This is a genomic window from Arthrobacter sp. 10N43, assembly GCF_056394525.1.
Genome location: NZ_JBFTIA010000011.1, coordinates 60,675 through 77,774, shown reverse-complemented (window position 1 = coordinate 77,774; position 17,100 = coordinate 60,675). Strand labels below are relative to the sequence as shown.

At 60.4% G+C, this 17,100-nt stretch carries 13 protein-coding genes and 1 pseudogene; 10 read left to right on the top strand and 4 right to left on the bottom strand.

All coding sequences use genetic code 11. The features are described from left to right. Positions 1-7 precede the first annotated feature (7 nt). A complete protein-coding gene (locus AC1DDO_RS18270) occupies positions 8-715 on the top strand; it encodes an alpha/beta fold hydrolase (protein WP_476869424.1) in 708 nt (235 codons plus the stop codon). A 14-nt stretch (positions 716-729) separates the two neighbouring features. Here the strand turns inward: AC1DDO_RS18270 and AC1DDO_RS18265 are convergent, their stop codons facing one another. Further along, positions 730-852: a hypothetical protein gene (locus AC1DDO_RS18265; protein ID WP_476869425.1), complete on the bottom strand. Its 123-nt coding sequence runs from the start codon at positions 850-852 to the stop codon at positions 730-732. 106 nt (positions 853-958) lie between these two features. On the opposite strand from AC1DDO_RS18265, the gene AC1DDO_RS18260 reads away from it, so the two are divergent. The 6 genes from AC1DDO_RS18260 (at position 959) to AC1DDO_RS18235 (ending at position 7,260) form a co-directional block, all read left to right on the top strand. Then, positions 959-1,873 (top strand): dioxygenase family protein, encoded by a 915-nt coding sequence (locus tag AC1DDO_RS18260; protein WP_476869426.1) that lies wholly within the window; start codon positions 959-961, stop codon positions 1,871-1,873. Beyond that, the gene (locus AC1DDO_RS18255) at positions 1,870-2,925 is read left to right on the top strand and encodes a maleylacetate reductase (RefSeq protein ID WP_476972463.1); all 1,056 of its coding nucleotides are present in this window, start codon (positions 1,870-1,872) and stop codon (positions 2,923-2,925) included. The genes AC1DDO_RS18260 and AC1DDO_RS18255 overlap by 4 nt, the downstream gene beginning before the upstream one ends. A 452-nt stretch (positions 2,926-3,377) precedes the next feature. Then, on the top strand, positions 3,378-3,569 hold the full coding sequence (locus AC1DDO_RS18250; protein ID WP_476869418.1) for a ferredoxin: 192 nt from the start codon (positions 3,378-3,380) through the stop codon (positions 3,567-3,569). 46 nt (positions 3,570-3,615) lie between these two features. After that, complete coding sequence (locus AC1DDO_RS18245; protein ID WP_476952656.1) at positions 3,616-4,851, top strand: NAD(P)/FAD-dependent oxidoreductase; 1,236 nt, start codon at positions 3,616-3,618, stop codon at positions 4,849-4,851. A 634-nt stretch (positions 4,852-5,485) separates the two neighbouring features. Continuing rightward, positions 5,486-6,763, top strand: coding sequence for an MFS transporter (locus AC1DDO_RS18240; RefSeq protein ID WP_476965435.1), 1,278 nt, complete (start codon positions 5,486-5,488; stop codon positions 6,761-6,763). 203 nt (positions 6,764-6,966) lie between these two features. Then, entirely contained in the window at positions 6,967-7,260 is a 294-nt protein-coding gene (locus AC1DDO_RS18235) for an antibiotic biosynthesis monooxygenase family protein (RefSeq protein ID WP_476972462.1), read from the top strand. A gap of 543 nt (positions 7,261-7,803) precedes the next feature. On the opposite strand, the gene AC1DDO_RS18230 is transcribed toward AC1DDO_RS18235, so the two are convergent. Further along, positions 7,804-10,218 carry an ATP-binding protein gene (locus AC1DDO_RS18230; RefSeq protein ID WP_476952657.1) on the bottom strand — a complete coding sequence of 805 codons (2,415 nt, stop codon included), beginning with the start codon at positions 10,216-10,218 and terminating at the stop codon, positions 7,804-7,806. Between the two features lie 475 nt (positions 10,219-10,693). Here AC1DDO_RS18230 and AC1DDO_RS18225 point away from each other — a divergent pair, with 475 nt between their 5' ends. The 3 genes from AC1DDO_RS18225 (at position 10,694) to AC1DDO_RS18215 (ending at position 13,765) form a co-directional block, all read left to right on the top strand. Beyond that, positions 10,694-11,884, top strand: coding sequence for an acyl-CoA dehydrogenase family protein (locus AC1DDO_RS18225; protein WP_476972461.1), 1,191 nt, complete (start codon positions 10,694-10,696; stop codon positions 11,882-11,884). 12 nt (positions 11,885-11,896) lie between these two features. Beyond that, a complete protein-coding gene (locus AC1DDO_RS18220; RefSeq protein WP_476945603.1) occupies positions 11,897-12,403 on the top strand; it encodes a flavin reductase family protein in 507 nt (168 codons plus the stop codon). A gap of 420 nt (positions 12,404-12,823) precedes the next feature. After that, positions 12,824-13,765 (top strand): NAD(P)H-binding protein, encoded by a 942-nt coding sequence (locus tag AC1DDO_RS18215; protein WP_476945604.1) that lies wholly within the window; start codon positions 12,824-12,826, stop codon positions 13,763-13,765. Positions 13,766-15,696: 1,931 nt separating this feature from the next. Here the strand turns inward: AC1DDO_RS18215 and AC1DDO_RS18210 are convergent. Both AC1DDO_RS18210 and AC1DDO_RS18205 read right to left on the bottom strand, forming a co-directional pair. After that, a pseudogene (locus tag AC1DDO_RS18210) lies at positions 15,697-16,469 on the bottom strand (SDR family NAD(P)-dependent oxidoreductase). 194 nt (positions 16,470-16,663) lie between these two features. Then, positions 16,664-16,807 carry a hypothetical protein gene (locus tag AC1DDO_RS18205; protein ID WP_476952660.1) on the bottom strand — a complete coding sequence of 48 codons (144 nt, stop codon included), beginning with the start codon at positions 16,805-16,807 and terminating at the stop codon, positions 16,664-16,666. Between the last annotated feature and the right edge of the window lie 293 nt (positions 16,808-17,100).

The following is a 17,100-nucleotide window of genomic DNA, read 5'->3' as shown; positions in this document are numbered from 1 at the left end:
GCTAGTTATGCTTCCGGCCCTGGGTGCCGATTCCCGCCTGTGGCAGCCGGTCATTGACGAACTCGGCGCCGAGTTCGACTGCACGGTCATTCGCGGTGAAGGGAAGACAATTGAGGCAATGGCAGACCATGTTCTGTCCAAAGCACCCAAGGAATTCATCCTCGTCGGGATCTCGATGGGCGGGTACCTCTCCCTTGAAATCGCACTGCGGAACACCGGTAGAGTGAAGGCGCTGGCGTTGTTCAACACCTCGGCCGTCGCCGCGCCTGAGGACCGCCGACAAAACTCGATCGACCTAATCTCCCTCGTCGAATCCGGCGCCTTCCAGAGGGCAATCGATCGCACGACTCCGGTCGTATCACGGGGCATTCCCGAGATCCAGCGCCTCGCGGCAGCGATGACCAAAGAACTCGGCCCGCGGGTGTTCGTCGACCAGCAGCGCGCCGTCCTTGGCCGTTCGGACCGACGTGCGGAACTGAACACCATCACATGCCCCACCCTCGTAGTGGGCAGCAACGAGGACACCATCACCCCGCCGAAGCTGAGCGAAGACCTGGCACACCGGCTCCCTAATGCGCGGCTTGTCCTTATCAAGGGCAGTGGGCACTTCACCCCGCTGGAACAGCCGGCCGAGGCCGCGGCTGCGCTGGCTGATTTCATTCGCGCTCTAACAGAAGATGCAGCTCAGAATGATCAAAAGATTGCGATCACATGAGTTTTCGTCACTGGTCAGGCCTGGTACTGGGCGGCCAGCACAACACCGGAGAACATCCGGGACGGCTGCGGCACCGCCTGGCGGATCCCGATCCAGAAGGGCCGGTCGCCGCTGATCGACCCCGGGTTACCCGTCATCCAAGCGTTTGCGGGGGACGCTGGGGCGGCCCGCCTTTTCCCAGCTCCGGCCTTCCACCCCGGATCCTGACGCACCTACAAAAGCCGACCTAAGGAAACGTCCACCATGACCACAGACCTGGGGCCTGAATCGCTCACCGCCGCTGTCGTCGGCAGCTTCAAAAACACGCCCGACCAACGGCTGAAAGCCGTGCTGGAAAGCCTCACCCACCACCTTCACGAGTTCGTCCGCGAAGTGGCCCCGAGCATACAGGAGTGGGAAGCAGCTATCGACTTCCTCACCGCCACCGGGCAGAAGTGCGACGACGTACGGCAGGAATTCATCCTGCTCTCCGATGTGCTCGGAGTCTCGATGCTGGTCGAGACGATCAACGACGAAGAAACCCCGGACGCAACAGATTCAACAGTCCTCGGCCCCTTTCACATGGTTCAGTCACCGGAACGGGTCCTGGGCGAAAACATCTCTGCCGAGAGCGAGGGCGACGTGTGCGTCGTCCGAGGAAGCATCACTTCGGTCACCGGGGAACCAGTGCCCGGCGCCAGGATCGATGTCTGGCAGGCCAACACCAAAGGCTTCTACGACGTCCAACAGCCCGGCATCCAAACCATCGGCAACGGGCGGGGTCTGTTCACAGCCGACGAACACGGCGAGTTCTACTTCCGCAGCGTCATCCCCAGCTACTACCCGATCCCAACCGACGGACCCGTGGGCGACCTTTTGCGCGCCACCGAGAGGCGCCCCTACCGCCCTGCCCACATCCACTTCATCGTCGCCGCACCCGACTACATGAAATTGACCACGCACATCTTCGTCGGCGGCAGCGAATACATCGACTCGGACGCAGTGTTTGCGGTAAAGGAAAGCCTCATCAAGCCCTTCACCACCAACGCGGATCCCGAAGCGGCCGCGGCCCTCGGAGTGGCGGCGCCCTTCGTCGAAGGCGTCATCGACATCGTCCTGCACCCCGAAGCCCGTCCCCACGAAGATAGCAATGAGACCGTCAAGGAGATCGTCCGATGAAGGACTTCCAGTACCAGGCCCTGCCGATGCGCGTCACCTTCGGAACCGGCTCGCTCAAGTCACTGCCCGACGAAGTCCGCCGCCTCGGCCTGCGGCGTGTACTGGTCCTCTCCACCTCCTTCCAGGAGGACCTGGCCCGGGAAGTCTCAGATCAGCTCGGGGAGCTCAGCGCCGGCGTGCACCCCGAAGCCCAGATGCACGTTCCGGTCGAATCTGCCCACCGCGCACGCGATGTCGCCAAGGCCGCCGGGGCCGACGGGTACGTCGCTGTGGGCGGCGGCTCCACGACCGGACTGGGCAAGGCCATCGCACTGGAGTTCGGGGCCCCCATCATCGCGGTACCCACCACCTACGCCGGTTCCGAAATGACTCCCATCTGGGGCCTCACCGCCGAGGGAGAGAAAAAGACCGGCCGCGATCCCAAGGTGCTGCCCACAAGCGTCATCTACGACCCCGAACTGACCCTGACCCTGCCCGTGGGCATGTCCGTCACCAGCGGATTCAACGCCATCGCCCACGCCGTCGAGGCGCTGTATGCGCCCGACGGATCCCCCATCATCTCCCTCATGGCAGAGGAAGGCACCCGCGCCCTGGTCAAGGCGCTGCCGAAGATCGCAGAGAACCCGGCCGACATTGAGGCCCGCTCGGACGCCCTCTACGGGGCCTGGCTCTGCGGAGCCACCCTGGGAGCCACAACCATGTCCCTCCACCACAAGCTCTGCCACACCCTCGGCGGAACCTTCAACCTGCCGCACGCCGAAACGCATACCGTCGTTCTGCCCTACGCACTGGCGTACAACTCCGCACACGCGCCGGAGGCCATCGCCGCGCTGCAACGCGCCACAGCAGCGCAGGAACCCGCCAGCTACCTTCGCCAGCTGAGCCTGGACCTCGGAGCGCCAGCGTCCCTGCGCGAACTCGGGCTCACCGACATCGACGTTGAGACGGTCGTCGAACAGGCCACCCGCAACCCCTACGCTAACCCGCGCGCGGTCACCGGCGACGGCATCCGCGCCCTCCTCACCGCCGCGCTCAACGGCGAAACCGTCTAACAACCGACCGAGAGCCGCCCGAACGGGAAAGGGCCAGCTGGGGGTCCTCGGCCCTCGGCAGCAGAGCCGCCGGGATGGGGCACACGTGACATCGGGCTCCGATACCGGGGTGGTCCGACAGGTGCTCAGGAGCCCGACCCGCAGTTCGTCTCACGAGGACGTCGCCTGCCGCCTCCGGGCGACGGGACTCAGCATGGCCGTTGTTCCACGCGAGTCGGCCCCCGCGAACTCTCAAGCACTGTCACCCCCTCATGCTCACCGGACAGGTCCGCGAGAGTACAAGGAACCGCGAACAGCCATACATAAAATAGATGGGAAGAGCGCAATATTGGTATTTGTGAAATGTCTCATATGGTCGCAAGGTGGAGAGGAAACACCGACATGGTCGTCGCATTCCTTCTCAGAAGTAAGGGCTGCTCGGCCTGATAATCCAGACGAAGGGCGACTTTCCCATGATCAAACTCAACGTGGACCTGCAACGTTGCGATGCCAACGGCACCTGCGCTGCTTTGATGCCCGACGTGTTCCGGATCGACCAGGACGGCACGCTCGAACAGCTGCGTTCCGAGGTCGAGGATGAGCGCGAGGACGACCTCGAAGAAGTCATCCTCTGCTGCCCGATGGGAGCGATCTCGCGATCATGACGAACACCCACTCTCAACTCTCAGAATCCAGTTAGGAAGTACGGCTATGCCCCAGACCGCTACCGACGTTGTCATCATAGGTGGATCCACGGCAGCACTGCGTGCTGCCGAAACCGTTACTCGGCAGGCCCCGGAACTGGACGTCACCATCATCAGTGAGGAGGCTCACCTGCCCTATGAGCTGCCGCCGTTGTCAAAGATTCCCTTGAAGGATCACGTCGATATCGAGTCTCTCGTCTACCCGGTCGCTCGTGAACTGCGAGAGAAGGGCGTCCATTACCGTCTCGGGGAGCGTGCCACGGCCATCGATCCGGCGCGCCGGGTCGTCACCACTGATACCGGCCAGGTCAGGTACCGGGCCGCTATCATCACGACCGGTTGCGAACCGATCGTGCCTCCGATGTTCCGAGGCCAGCAGGACGTGTACGTATTGCGCCGGTTCGACGACTCGGTGGCGCTGCGCCAAGCCGTCGAAGATCGTCAGCGCTCCGTGGCCATCGTCGGCGCCGGCTTCATCGGTGGCGAATTCGCTTCGACGTTGATCAGCGACGGTCGCAAGGTCTCGCTAATCGACCTGTCTGTGCACCCCTTGATCCGTTTCGGTGAAGAGGTCTCCGGCGTTTACGAAGAGCTCCACCGTTACAAGGGAGTCGCAACGTTTTTCGGCGTGGGAGCGACTGGGACGATCGAGCGAGATGGCAGCCGATTCTTGCAGCTCAGCGACGGCCGCGAGGTCGCAGCCGATGTGATTGTCGTGGGAGTCGGGGTGCGGCCAGCCGTTTCCTGGCTGGGTTCCTCGGGAATCCCGCTGGATAACGGCATCGTCGCCGATGAGTATCTCCATACCGTTGAGGGCGTGTTCGCTGCGGGCGACGCCGTCTGCTGGCCCAACGCCCGATTCAACGCCACCATGCGTATCGAGCACTGGACCACCGCCGCGGAGCAGGGGCGTGGAGCCGGACTGAATGCCGTGAAGTACCTCAAGGATGAGCCGCTCGTTCCCTTCGTGAACGTGCCCTTCTTCTGGTCGGATCAGCACGGTCAAAGAGTCCAGTGGGCCGGTCATCAGCTGGGAGGGGAGCAAGTGGTATTCAACCGGAACGAGGGCGGCGAGCTATTTCTCTTCCGCAAGGGTGATCTCGTCACCGGTGTCCTGGCCTTCGAACGGCGCCAGGAGTTTGTGCAATTGCGCGCGAAGCTCCGCCAACCCCTCGCATGGGACGTCGCCCTCGGTATTGCTTCGGGATTCGAGTCCACGGCCCGAGAGGTGCCAGTGCCGTGACTGTCCAAAGACGCCGCTATGTTTCCTGCCCTTGCGGCTCCCTCCTGGAAGGCGCCGATGATGACGAGCTCGTCAGCTCGGTACGTACACACCTGAGCGAAGTACATCCAGGATTGGACTACGACCGGGACCAAATCTTACTCATGGCCTACTGACCGCCGGGAGACGGACTCGAGGAACGCTCGCGCCGCGATGCCGGTCCGCCCGTACATCGGCTTCTGAGGAAGGCGGAGCGGTAGCGACCCGGAAGGTTGTTTCACGAGTCCGCGGAGTGTGGGATCCGGCATCTAACAAAAAGCGCGGTCCATCACGTTCCGAGCCATAGTGGGGCCCAAAGCCAGAATGGGCGTCGAGCGATGTCTGTCACAGCGACCTCGTCCTGGCCTTCAAACGAATCTCCTTCTGGAACCTGCAGACATAACTGCCTCATCCAGTGGGACCAAAGGCGCGTCGGTAAGTGGCTGAAGAGCGCTAATCCGATATCGAAGCGATCCATGAGTTTTTTCAATGAAAGTTCGAAACCAATAAGACGTCGCATCATCCCAGCGATACAGCGACATCAAATTCAGGAGTCTTAATGTCAGTCAACACGCCCACCAGCGCCCGAATGAAATCGGTACTCTTTTCGAGTTTTATGGGAAGCGCAATCGAATTCTACGATTTCCTGCTCTACGGCCTGGCCGCCAGCGTGGTGTTTGCCCCTCTCTACTTCGCAAACCTGTCTCCGGCAATGGGGATGATCGCATCCTTCGCGACGTTGGCCGTTGGATATCTGGCCAGGCCGCTGGGCGGACTGATCTTCGGCCCGTTCGGAGACCGCCTCGGACGAAAGAAGATGCTCGTCCTGACGATGCTCATGATGGGTGGTGCGAGCTTCTGCATCGGGCTGATCCCGACCCAGGCGGCCATAGGTCAGCTGGCACCCCTGCTGCTGATCGTCCTGCGCGTGATCCAGGGTATAGCCGTCGGTGGCGAGTGGGGCGGAGCAGCACTGATGGCTATGGAGCATTCAACGCGGGAACGCCGAGGCTTTTCCGCCAGTTTCGCCAACATGGGTGGCCCCGCGGGTGCCGCCTTGGCAACTGCCGTGTTCAGCCTGTGCAGCATGATGCCCGACGAAGCGTTCATGAGCTGGGGCTGGCGGGTGCCGTTCCTCCTCAGCGCAGCCCTTGTCGCCATTGGGCTGTTCGTTCGCCTCAAGGTCGCCGAATCACCGGTCTTCCTTGAAGCTCAGCGACAGGCAGCCTCGTCTCACGCGCGTCGGCGAAACCCGATCCTCGAGGTGGTCACCAAGTATCCGCGCGCCGTCATCATCGCTTGCCTGGCAACAATCATGGCCTTCGCCGTCCAGTCCCTGCTGGCCACCTTTGCCGTGCCGTACGCCGTCGCTTCAGGCCACAGCCGCTCCGAAGTCCTATGGATCAGCCTCGCGACCCAGGTGATCCATGTATTCACGATCCCGATGTTCGCAGCCCTCTCTGACAGGATCGGCCGTCGCAAGGTCATGGTGGCCGGCGTGATCGGCATGACCCTCATGATTCACCCCATCTGGCTAATGGTCGCCTCAGATAACCTCCTGCTGCTCTTCCTGGCATTCCTGATTGGCAACCCCGTGCTCCAAGCTATGGTTTACGGGCCCACCGCCGCATACATCTCTGAAATGTTCGGCGCCGAATCCCGCTACACCGGTGCCTCCTTGGCCTACCAATTGTCCTCGACTCTGGGCGGCGGTCTCGTCCCTCTCGCGGCCACCGCCCTGCTGGCAGCCCGCGGCGGAAACGACCCGGTATACGTCTCCGCCTTGGTCATGGCCATCGGACTGGTCAGCCTCCTCGCACTGTTCGCGCCTGCTCGTGGCTACAAGGACAAGACGCAAGAAGGGGCCAAGGCCGCGGTATCCGTGGAGTCGTGACAGGGCAGAGCGTCCCCCGCTGAAACTACGCCGGGGACGCTCTGCCAACAATTTAGACGCCTAAGACTCCACTGCCGAGACACGGTCAGGGGAGTGTGGCGGCGAGGGCAGCCGTTGCGTCGAGGTTCGGGGAAATGGGCCCTAAATGCGGGCCGGATCTGCACACGCCTGCTGGCAGATGCCTGAGTTGATGAGAGGATCTGATGATCTACGAACATGCTGACCTCCGGATAAATCCAGAAACCGAAACCGGGTTCCTCGTGGACTTTGCGGCTGTCAGGCGTTTGTTGCTCGAGGCAGAAGGATGCCTTTCCGTTGAGCTGTTGGTAAGTGTCGACACTCCAGCCGCGTATCTGCTTCGGGTGGGTTGGGAAAGAATTGAAGACCATACAGACACTTTTCCTGGCACCCTCCAAGCCAACGAACTGGGCAGAGTGCTGATGGCGCACTGCGCAACAGGACCGAACGTCATCCATTACAACGGTCAGGAAGTATAGTCACGGGAGTCGAATCCCTTGGTGGGCCATGAACCAGCCTAGATGATCGGGCTCGTCCCACACATCCATTTTTTGAATGCTCAATATTGCACCGCACTAATGCCATCCCGATCCGATGAGGGCATGGGGCAGCGCCCGGCATATCGAGAACGTATGGTAACGAGCGATAATTCGTATTTGTGTGATAGTTCGAAAGGGCTCAAGCTAAACCTAGTCTCGTTTGGAGAAGCTCCGGACGCAGTTTTAGTCCTGTGTTACCTGTTCCTTACCGAGGACGGGTCCCGGCTACGCTGCGAGACAAAACAATCCGCCCCGCTCAATGAGGAGTACCAAATGGGCAAGATCGGCATCTATCTCGAAAGAATCCTGCACCTGCGGCGAGTTCCGCCGAACAGCCCATATCCGCCCTCGCCACACTTTCACCCGTATGGGGCGTCTCTGCACCTGATGGCGTACCCATGGGTGGGATTGCACATCGAGGAAAGTGGTTAGCCTGGCCTGAGGACTGCAACAGTCGGGCGATGCCCAGCAGGGCAGGATTGTTTACCCCGCCCTAATCCGGCCGACGACCCAGGACGCGATTTGGGTGCGTGAGGTGAAGCCCAGCTTGGCCAACATCCGCTCGATGTGTCGACCGATTGTCCTGTGCGAGAGCACTAGCTCGGCGGCGATTTCCCTATTGCTCCGCCCTTGGGCAACGAGGGCCGCAACCTGCTCTTCCCGTTCGGTAAGTTGCGGGCCCCCGTGCTGGCTGTAAGGATCCACAAGCACCGATTTGACTGTACAGTGGGCTGCAGAATTTTTGTGACCCGCGGAGCCTTCTGCCTGCGGTGCTACATACGCGGCGCGCGCCGAGTTCAACGCGACCTCCACGGCCTGATCCATTGATAGCGCGGGCCGGCCGTCGAGGATGGACAGGTACCGGGCTTCCCCGAGTTCGTTCCGTACCTGGGCCGCAGTCTGCTCGAAGTCGGTTTCAAGAGGACCAAATGCAGAAATTGTGGTGCCAATTCCTTTCCATACCGACTGTGCCGCGTGAAAAAGAATTGCCGCTGATTCATAGCGCCCGTTCGAGGCAGCGGTCCATGACATCTGCTCGATGGTCAGTGCAATGCAGAGCCCGTCATGGAAGTCGCCTTGAATTTCCAGCGCGGCGATCTGGGAGCAGCGGGCCTCATCGAGTTGGCCCAGGTGCCACTGGCAGAGGCCCATGACTGCGTGCCCGTAAGCCTGGCTCCACCGCTCGCCTCGTTTGCCGCTTTCAGCCAGGACCTCCCGGCACGTTGCGAGGGCGTCCTCTATCCGGCCGGCGTACATTTGCGCCCAGGCCAAAAGGAAAAGCGCGGTAAGTTCTGATGCACTATCCCCTTCCCGGTGATGGACGGCAGCAGCGTTACGAAAGAGATCAATGGCGTGCTCAAGTCGTCCCCCGAAGACTTCTCTGAGAGCTTCCCAATGATCAACATGAGCAGCCAGCACCTGATGGTCCAGGTCACGAGCGATAACGCGGCACTCCCCAAGATATTGTTGCGCCGCTTCACCGTCCCCCTGAAGCAGGGATACCCAGGCGGCTACCCACAGCGCAGCCCCACGTTCCGGTGTGCAGTGCGTGTCCAGGCTCAGCATTCGGTCGAGCCATCGGCGGCCATCGCTGAGGTTGCCGCCGGCGATCCAGTGGTACCTGAGCAGAGCCGCAAGATTCATCCCTGCTAGTTCCTCTCCCGGCGTGGTCGCTGACCATTCCAGCGCTGAGAGGATATTCGTATGATCGCGCCTGGCCGCGGCGAGGCGGGTTGCCTGGTCCGGCCCGCACCAGAGCGCTACCGTTTCAGACGCCTTGCCGAGGTAGTGGTCGCGCTGGCGACGACGCAAGTCAGAAGATTCTCCGATGCTTTCAAGCAGGTTTGCACCGTACTCCCGGAAGGTCATCAGCTGGCGGTACCGTCTGCGCTGATCGCCAGCAACGGGTCCGTCAATGACGATTTCTGCAACGACCAGGGACTTCGCGACGAGATGATCCAACAGGTCAAGAACATCCCGTTTGTTGAGCTGGCCGAAACCGCAAACCTCCTCCACGGCCTCGACATCGAAGCCGGCCGGAAAGACTGCAAGCCTGGCCCACAACAGCTGCTCGTCCCGCGTGCAGAGTTCATAGCTCCAATCGATGAGCGCCCTCAGCGTTTGCTGCCGAGGAATCGCTGCCCGGCTTCCGCCCGTGAGGATATCGAAACGCCGGTCCAACCGTTCCACAAGCTGAACAACCGATAAGGAGCGCAGCCGCGCGGCAGCAAGTTCGATTGCGAGCGGGATTCCGTCGAGCATTTGGCATAGCCGGGCTACGGCGAGCCGGTTGCCGTCAGTGATTTCAAACCCGGCGTCCACACTTTGGGCCCGATCCACCAGCAACCGAACAGATTCAAAGGCCTCAATCGCACCCGCATGCCCGTTTGACACAACGGGGGCACTGAGGGGCGGTACTTGGTAAACCTGCTCGCCAAAGATCCTCAAGGGTTCCCTGCTCGTTGCAATGACACGCAATTCTGGTGCGAAGTCCAAAAGCATGACTGCCAGGGCTGATACTGCATCCAGAAGATGTTCGCAGTTGTCGAGGACCAGAAGCAGCTGTCGCTCCTGGACGTAGTCCGAAATCCTCTCCGTTGGAGAGCGGCTTGACTGGTCGGGGAGTCGGAGGGCGGCGGCGATCTGGGAACCGACCAAGGCGCTGTCATCCAGAGCCGCGAGTTCAACGGTCCACACTCCGTCGCGAAAGGCCTTCCGTGTCCGTGAGGACAGCTCCGCAGCGAGGCGGGTCTTGCCGACGCCGCCGGGACCGGCAAGGGTTAGGAGGCGGGAGCGTGACATCAGCTCGCGCGCATCGGCAAGTTCTCGCCGTCGTCCAATAAAGCTCGTCAGGTTATGGCCCCCTGTGGATCGAAAAACTACTGCTTCGGTGCCCATAACCCTCCTGTGATGCAGAAAACAATACACGTAGCGGGTTGGGTCATCTGACCCGTTTTAGATCCGGTCCAGGGGACCAGACTGGGTGCAGTCAGAACGATACTTTGAAGCAAGCGGAAGGCCAGGCGCGATGAGGCGCAGAGTAGCAGCGACAACCACGTGCCGGCGTGGCGCCGGCGGGACCCGTGCGGACAATTGCCCCGCAGCCCGCATTTCTGATTCGGGCCAAGGTTGCAGCGATTCCTTTGCTGTTTCGGATCACTGGACCGCGAAGGATCTCTGGCCAGACTGCCTTGATGCACAAGCCAGCGGATCATCTGCGATCTTCCCCGCTGAGGACAGCAATTCTTAACACCAGCCCAGGCTTCTTTGGCATATCTGCCCTTCACCTAAAGGAGGACAGGTCGAAATTGTGTTTCGCCGCCAAGATTTTTGGGGTCCATCCATCAACACATCCCACTACGAAAGAGGCACCATGACAGCGACGTCGCTCGCCGAATTGTCAGATATCAATGTTCCGAATGCTGGGTTGGTGGCTCGTGCCACTGATTTGGTGCCGTTGATCCGGGAGTTCGCCGGGCACGGTTCTGAAGCCCGGCGCGTGGCTCCGGAGGTGGTGTCGGCCTTGGAAGGTGCAGGGCTGTTCCGGATGCTGGTTCCTAAGCGATACGGCGGTATGGGTGCTTCGTTGCGTACTGCTGTGGAGGTAACGAAGGAAATTTCCCGCGGGGATGGTTCCACCGGGTGGGTTACGACGCTGATGATGGTCGGGACCGGTTTCGCCTCGACCTTTTCCCGGCAGGCCCAGGAGGATGTGTTCGGGAGCAATCCGTTGGCGAAGGTGGCCGGCACGTTCAGCCCGGGCAGCAAGAGTGAGCGGGTTGAAGGGGGCTATCTGATCAGTGGCAGGTGGCCGTATTCCTCCGGTTCCTTTGCTGCTGATTGGGCAACGCTTGGTGTCCTGCTTGACGGTGATGACCCGATGGCGCTGGCCCTCGTCCCGGCTGAGGCGTGGAGCATCGAGCCGACTTGGTTCGTCGCCGGGATGAAGGGCACCGGCAGCGACACGATCGTGGTCGAAAATCATTTTGTGCCCGAGCATCGCGTACAACGCCTCAGCAACATGCTGAGCTCAAATTTCCTCACCCCGTTCAAAGACGACCGCATGGCCAACGTTGCCTTCAATGCCGTCGCAGCCGCAATCCTCATTGCCCCGCAGATCGGCCTGGCCCGGCATGCGCTGGAAATCACCTTGGCGAAGCTGCCCGGCAAACCGGTCGCTTACACCATGTACGACAACGCCAAGAATTCACCCACCCACCAGCTCGCCGTGGCTAAGGCAGCCACGAACCTGCACATCTCAGAACTGCTGTTGAACCGGATGTGCCTGGACATCGACACGGCAGCCGACGCCGGCAAGCAGCTTGACCTGCCCACCCGGGCCCGGATCCGCAACGACACCGGCATCATCGCTGAACTGATCGGGCATGCCATCGATGCGCTGATGACCGCCAACGGTGCCGGCTCGTTCGCCGAGGCCAACGTGCTGAACCAGATCTGGCGCGACTCCGAAATCGCCGCCCGGCACGCCTTCGTCACCCCAGAAATCGGCAAAGAAGCCTACGGCCGGGTCCTGATGGGCCTAGAGCCAACCATCAACCTCTAAGGCAGGGCCAAAATGTCCACCCCCACGATCCCCCCAACACCGGCTGAGGACCCGGCACGAACTTACCGGCACGTCCTCGGACATGTCCCAACCAGCGTCGCGGTCGTCACCGCCGGCACCAGGTCCGGGCCTGTCGGAATGACCGTAGGCTCCTTCACTTCGGTCTCGCTGGAACCGCCCCTGGTGGCCTTCTTCGTTGACAAGGCCTCCAAAACATGGCCCCGCCTCTATGAAGCCAGCCACTTTGGCGTCAACATCCTCGGCCAGGACCAAACGGCGCTCTGCAAAGCATTCTCCCGCCGCTCCGAAGACCGCTTCGATGAAGTCGACTGGACCCCCTCGGACCGCGGAGTCCCATTACTGAACGACGCCATCGTCACCCTTGAATGCACCCGCTACAAAATCGATCTCATCGGCGACCACTACCAAGTCGTCGGACGCGTCGAATCCCTTGAACTACGCGCCACCAACCCACCCCTGATCTTCCTCCAAGGCAACTTCCTCAACCTCACGGTTTAGCGGCATGGACGGCGCCGGGAGGATACCTCCGCACGAATATGAAACAACGGGCCGGGCAAAGGCGCGGCCAGCAAGCCAATCGGCTCTAGCACGGGGTATCCAAATGAACATGCTAGTTGGATCTGACAAGCCGCGAAGCCGGAGAAAGCATCGCCCAGAAACGGCATCACCAAATCGATGGTGGACGATTTCACCGCTTTCATCCACCACGTATCAACGGATGTGACCCTGACCGAACCACAAGGGCACCAGCCCAGCGACGCGCTGTCGACCCCGAGGTCTAGCCCGAAACGCTGGCCACTCTGTCCGACACGTATGCGGGAGAAACCTTCTGGGACCCGCTCGGCTGACACCGAGTTCACTTGCAAGACGGTTCCCGCCAAAGAGGCCGGGAACAAACACCAGAAAGGAGGCCCCGAATTGGGCCGTATCATCATCAGTGGGGCATCAGGGGATCTTGGCCGCAGAGTCACAAAAATACTTCTTGCGGCTGACCCGGACATCGAATTAACACTTGTATCGCGCACACCAGAAAAGCTCTACAAGCACAAAACACATGGCATCCGCGTGATGCGCGGCGACTACCAGGAACCCGACTCCCTCAACGCTGCTTACACTGGCGGGGAAGTCCTCTTCCTCATCAGCGGCCTTAATCTTGGCCACCGAGTATCCGAAACGCGAAACGCAATCGCCGCAGCCAAACATGCTGGGATCCGCCACATCGTGTACACCTCGGTCGGGGGCATACACCCCAACAACCCCGCTCTTTCAGCCAGGGATCACTACCAGAGTGAACTGGATCTCAGGGCTTCCGGCTTGGACTACACATTCCTCCGTAACGCGCTCTACTCCGAGATCATCAGCAACGTCCTAGTTGCTCCTGCCACATCCAGCGGTGACATCTCACAGGCAACAGCCAAAGGGCGCTTGGCACCGGCGGCTAAAGCCGACGTCGCCCGCAGCGCTGCCACGGTCCTGCTTGAGTCCGCGAAGCATGTTGGTGCCGTCTATGAAATCACCGGACCTGAACTGTTGACCTTTGAAGAAATCGCGTACATCGGCTCGGAGGTGCATGACACTCCCATCAAGTACGTACCAATATCAGCTGATGAGCGCCTCGCCTTTTTTGACTCCATTGGTATTCCAAGGACGTACGACCCAAGCATGCCGCCAAGCGCCGATGGGCACATGTGGGCAAGCGATGAGTTGGTCACTGCCGAAGTCGCAATAGCTGAGGGTTACCAGACGGTCCTCTCCGGCCACGTGAAGCTGATAACAGGGCGTGATCCCGAATGCCTCCGGTCCGTGATGGAAAGCGTCAAGTCCGTTCGCTATGACCAGATCCCAGCAGAGGTTTCATAAGGACCATCAATAGGGACCTTGTGCGGAACGACGGCCTCGCTCCAAGCAAATTAGGGGCGAAGCCGTCTCCGTGCTCGTAACCAGGCTTGGGTTTGATCGAGCACTTTAGATATTTCGGCGCGCAGCTGGACTGTCAGGAGCCCAACCACAACATTCCATTGTGATGTGCTGTATACCGCTGTGAGATTCCACGCTATTTGAACCTGTTCCGATTTACATGAACAATCGTCCCGTTCTAGTTGAACCAGCGACTGATTCTGTGTGGTCGGAGGCTACTTGGCGGTTTGAACACCAGTTGGCGAAATGGGACTAGACGTTTGGCGAAGACCGGTTTAGTTGGCGGTACGGACGCTCGGGCTTAGTAGCAAGACTCGCAACTAAGCCCGAGTTTCTACGGGACTTTTCCCTGCCTTGCCCCCTCTTTAGTTGCCTTCACGGTCGAAGCCTGATGGCAGCGTTTGCGGGGGAGCGAATGCAGTTCGAGTCCCACCTCGGGCACAGCATTCCCCCTCGTCAGAGGGGGTTTTTGCTTTAACGTGTGTACATTGACCCTGCTCGGGTCCCTCTGACGCTTGTCGCGGCCTGAAGCCTGGCTGCCGCGTGGCCTATGAAGTTGTGTGGGTGGCGGGTCAAGTGCCCTGGCTGTGAGCCCTCTGCCTGCTGGGATCTGGGGTCATTCGGGGCTCCTCTCTGGCTTGTTCTGGCGGCCGTGGTTGGTCTTGTACCAATTCATGCCTGGGGGTTGTGGGGGTGACATGACCTGAGGGAGATTTCTTCCAAATTTTCGCCTCGACTAACCCTTCGGCTACCTGCCTGACGCCAAGCTGGTGTGTATCTAACCCTGACAGGGCGTGCTGCATATGTGCGGCATGAGTAATCGGTTATGTCGAACTCCTAAAAGGCCTCATGGTCCTCGGTGGACGAAGGGAATCATCGTGGTGAGCAGCCTTCTTACGCTTAGATCGTGGAAATGCAGCGCCGGTTTTACTGTGGTCGTTTCCGGAGGAGAAGCACCGCCAGGTCGCGAACTACGGCTTCGATGGAAGCCCTACGGCTTGCATGCTTCGCGCCGGCGGGCTTTTCGTGGTGTGCTGGTACCGGTGTTTGTTCGCCGGTTGGCTGAGGAATCCGGCCTACATCGGTATGGATGGGGTAGTAAAAGATGAGGTCGGTGCTCCGTCGACGGAATAGGATCTCGGGTGGCAGCGTGGGCTCCAAATGTTCTGGGCCGTCGTGGCAGTGTTGGACCGCACACGGGTACATCACGCCCAAGAGGGCCACGCTGTATTCCTGGGCACGATAGTGCTGCGCCGGCCAGTGGGTCGTGGAGACGTAGCTTGCGCCACTGCGCAATGCTCCCTTCCTGGCAAAGGCCCTCATTGTGTTCCTTTCTGACATCACGATTGTTCAGCTGTCCCTGACCGTGGGTTGACATGGCGAGTGGAGCGAACAGGCTTTGGGAAATCTCTTCGGATGCCTTGGAGTTCCAATGCCGGCGGGCTCGTCCTCATTTTTCACCCGTTTGGCCCCGTCACCTCGCAGCTCCGGCGTCCGTGCCCAAGACGGCGCTGCTGGCGGCATGGTTCCTCATACGGTCCGCCAGCACTTTGCTCTGGAACGTCAGAGTTCTTTGAGAACCGTTGCCAGGCGCGCGTGCCCTACCTCAATCCTTTCTGGGGTTTGCGATTCGCAGCAAAGTCGAAGTGCATTGCCGAAACTTCCGGAAACCGAGAAGGCGCGACCCGGGATGAAGGCTACGCCTTGGCACCTGCAACCTCGAACGGTTTTGAAGTGTCAATCGCGTTGTTGAAGGTGACCCATAGGAAGAAGCTGCCCTCTGGACTGGTCCACGTGGCTAGTGCGGTCGGCCCAGGGAATGTTAATGGCGGAGACTCAAGGCGTTGACATGTCATCCTCTTTTCTTGTGGCGGCTATTGCGCTGTGTATCCGCCGTCTATGGGCAACGAGGTGCCGGTGATGTAGGAGGCTTCATCCGAGGCCAGATATGCCACGGCTCCGGCCACGTCGCTTGGAAGTGCAAGCCGTTTAAGGGGGATTTGGTCAACAACCCTTGCTTCGGCCGCTGCTGGATCTGCATGCGTTTCCAGCCACTCGTCGTACAGCGGTGTCTTTGTCATGCCTGGGGCAACGGCGTTTACTCGGATGTTGTAGGGGGATAGGTCCACGGCTGCAGCCTTCGTCAGCGCCAGCATGCTCCCTTGCTGGCGCTGTAAATCCCCATGGTGGGCACTCCGATTGAGGCCAAACGTGAAGTGATGTTGATGATCGATCCGCCAGTGTCCTGCATGGTTCGGGCGGCCGCTTGCAGAAGGCGGATGGCAGCGAAAGTGTTGACTTCGAAGACTTCTCGGATCTCCTTGTCGGGAACTAACAGAAGGTCTCCCGTGTGATCGACCGCGGCGTTGTTGACCAGCACGTCGAGTCGACCAAAGCGTGAAACTGCTGCGGAGGTGAGGGCATTGCCTGATTCTTCGTCTTTGATGTCCGTGGAATAGAAGTGCAGATGGGAACCGAGTGCCGCTTCAAGTCGTTGCCCTCGCTCGATTGACCGCCCGGTTGCTAGCACCTGGGCACCTTCGGCTACCAGTCTGCGGGCGATTGTTTCCCCGATACCGGAAGTAGCGCCTGTGACCAACGCGACTTTGCCCGCGAGACGGGCGTTGGAAGTTGATTGCGATAGCACTTTGAATCCTCTCGTAGGCACATTTCTTGCGTGCCAGATGTCTTCGCCTCCGCTTTCCAAACATTCCCTATCGTTTGGTGCTCTACCGGGGTACAGGTTTTGATTCCTTAGATGCGAGGGCCGCAGTTGACTGCTACGAGTACGCGCGCACTGTCGACTGTGTTTGGAGTGGGCAGGCTGGTCCCTACTCACCGTCAGGAGGAGGCCGTGTTTGTATCGCTGCGGGCAATTTCCAGTGCCTGGTCGGCCAGTGTCAGGTGTTCGGGAGGAATGGCCGCCACCAGGGCGCCGAAGTTGTCTGCGTTGCGCCCGTCCTCGGGGACAAAGACGCGTACCACTTTGGTTTCGCCTACCTGCTGCCCAGGTTTCGCTGGAACCCGAGGCCACGTCCGGTGAGAATAACCACTCCTTTATTACACGGTGCCGATAAGGGCCCATATGTCGGGGAAAGGGGGAGGACCGCTAGGAGTGTCAGGTTGCGTCTGAGCCTTTGTGGTTCGTTGTCAGGAGAAGGAATCGAACCCTGAAGTACAGGGGCAGGCAACCAGCAGAGTGGGAAACCGGGATTTGCAGCAGTCGGTTTGGCTCTGTGATGGGCAGCGGAAGGCCGGCAATTGGGTGCACAGCCACC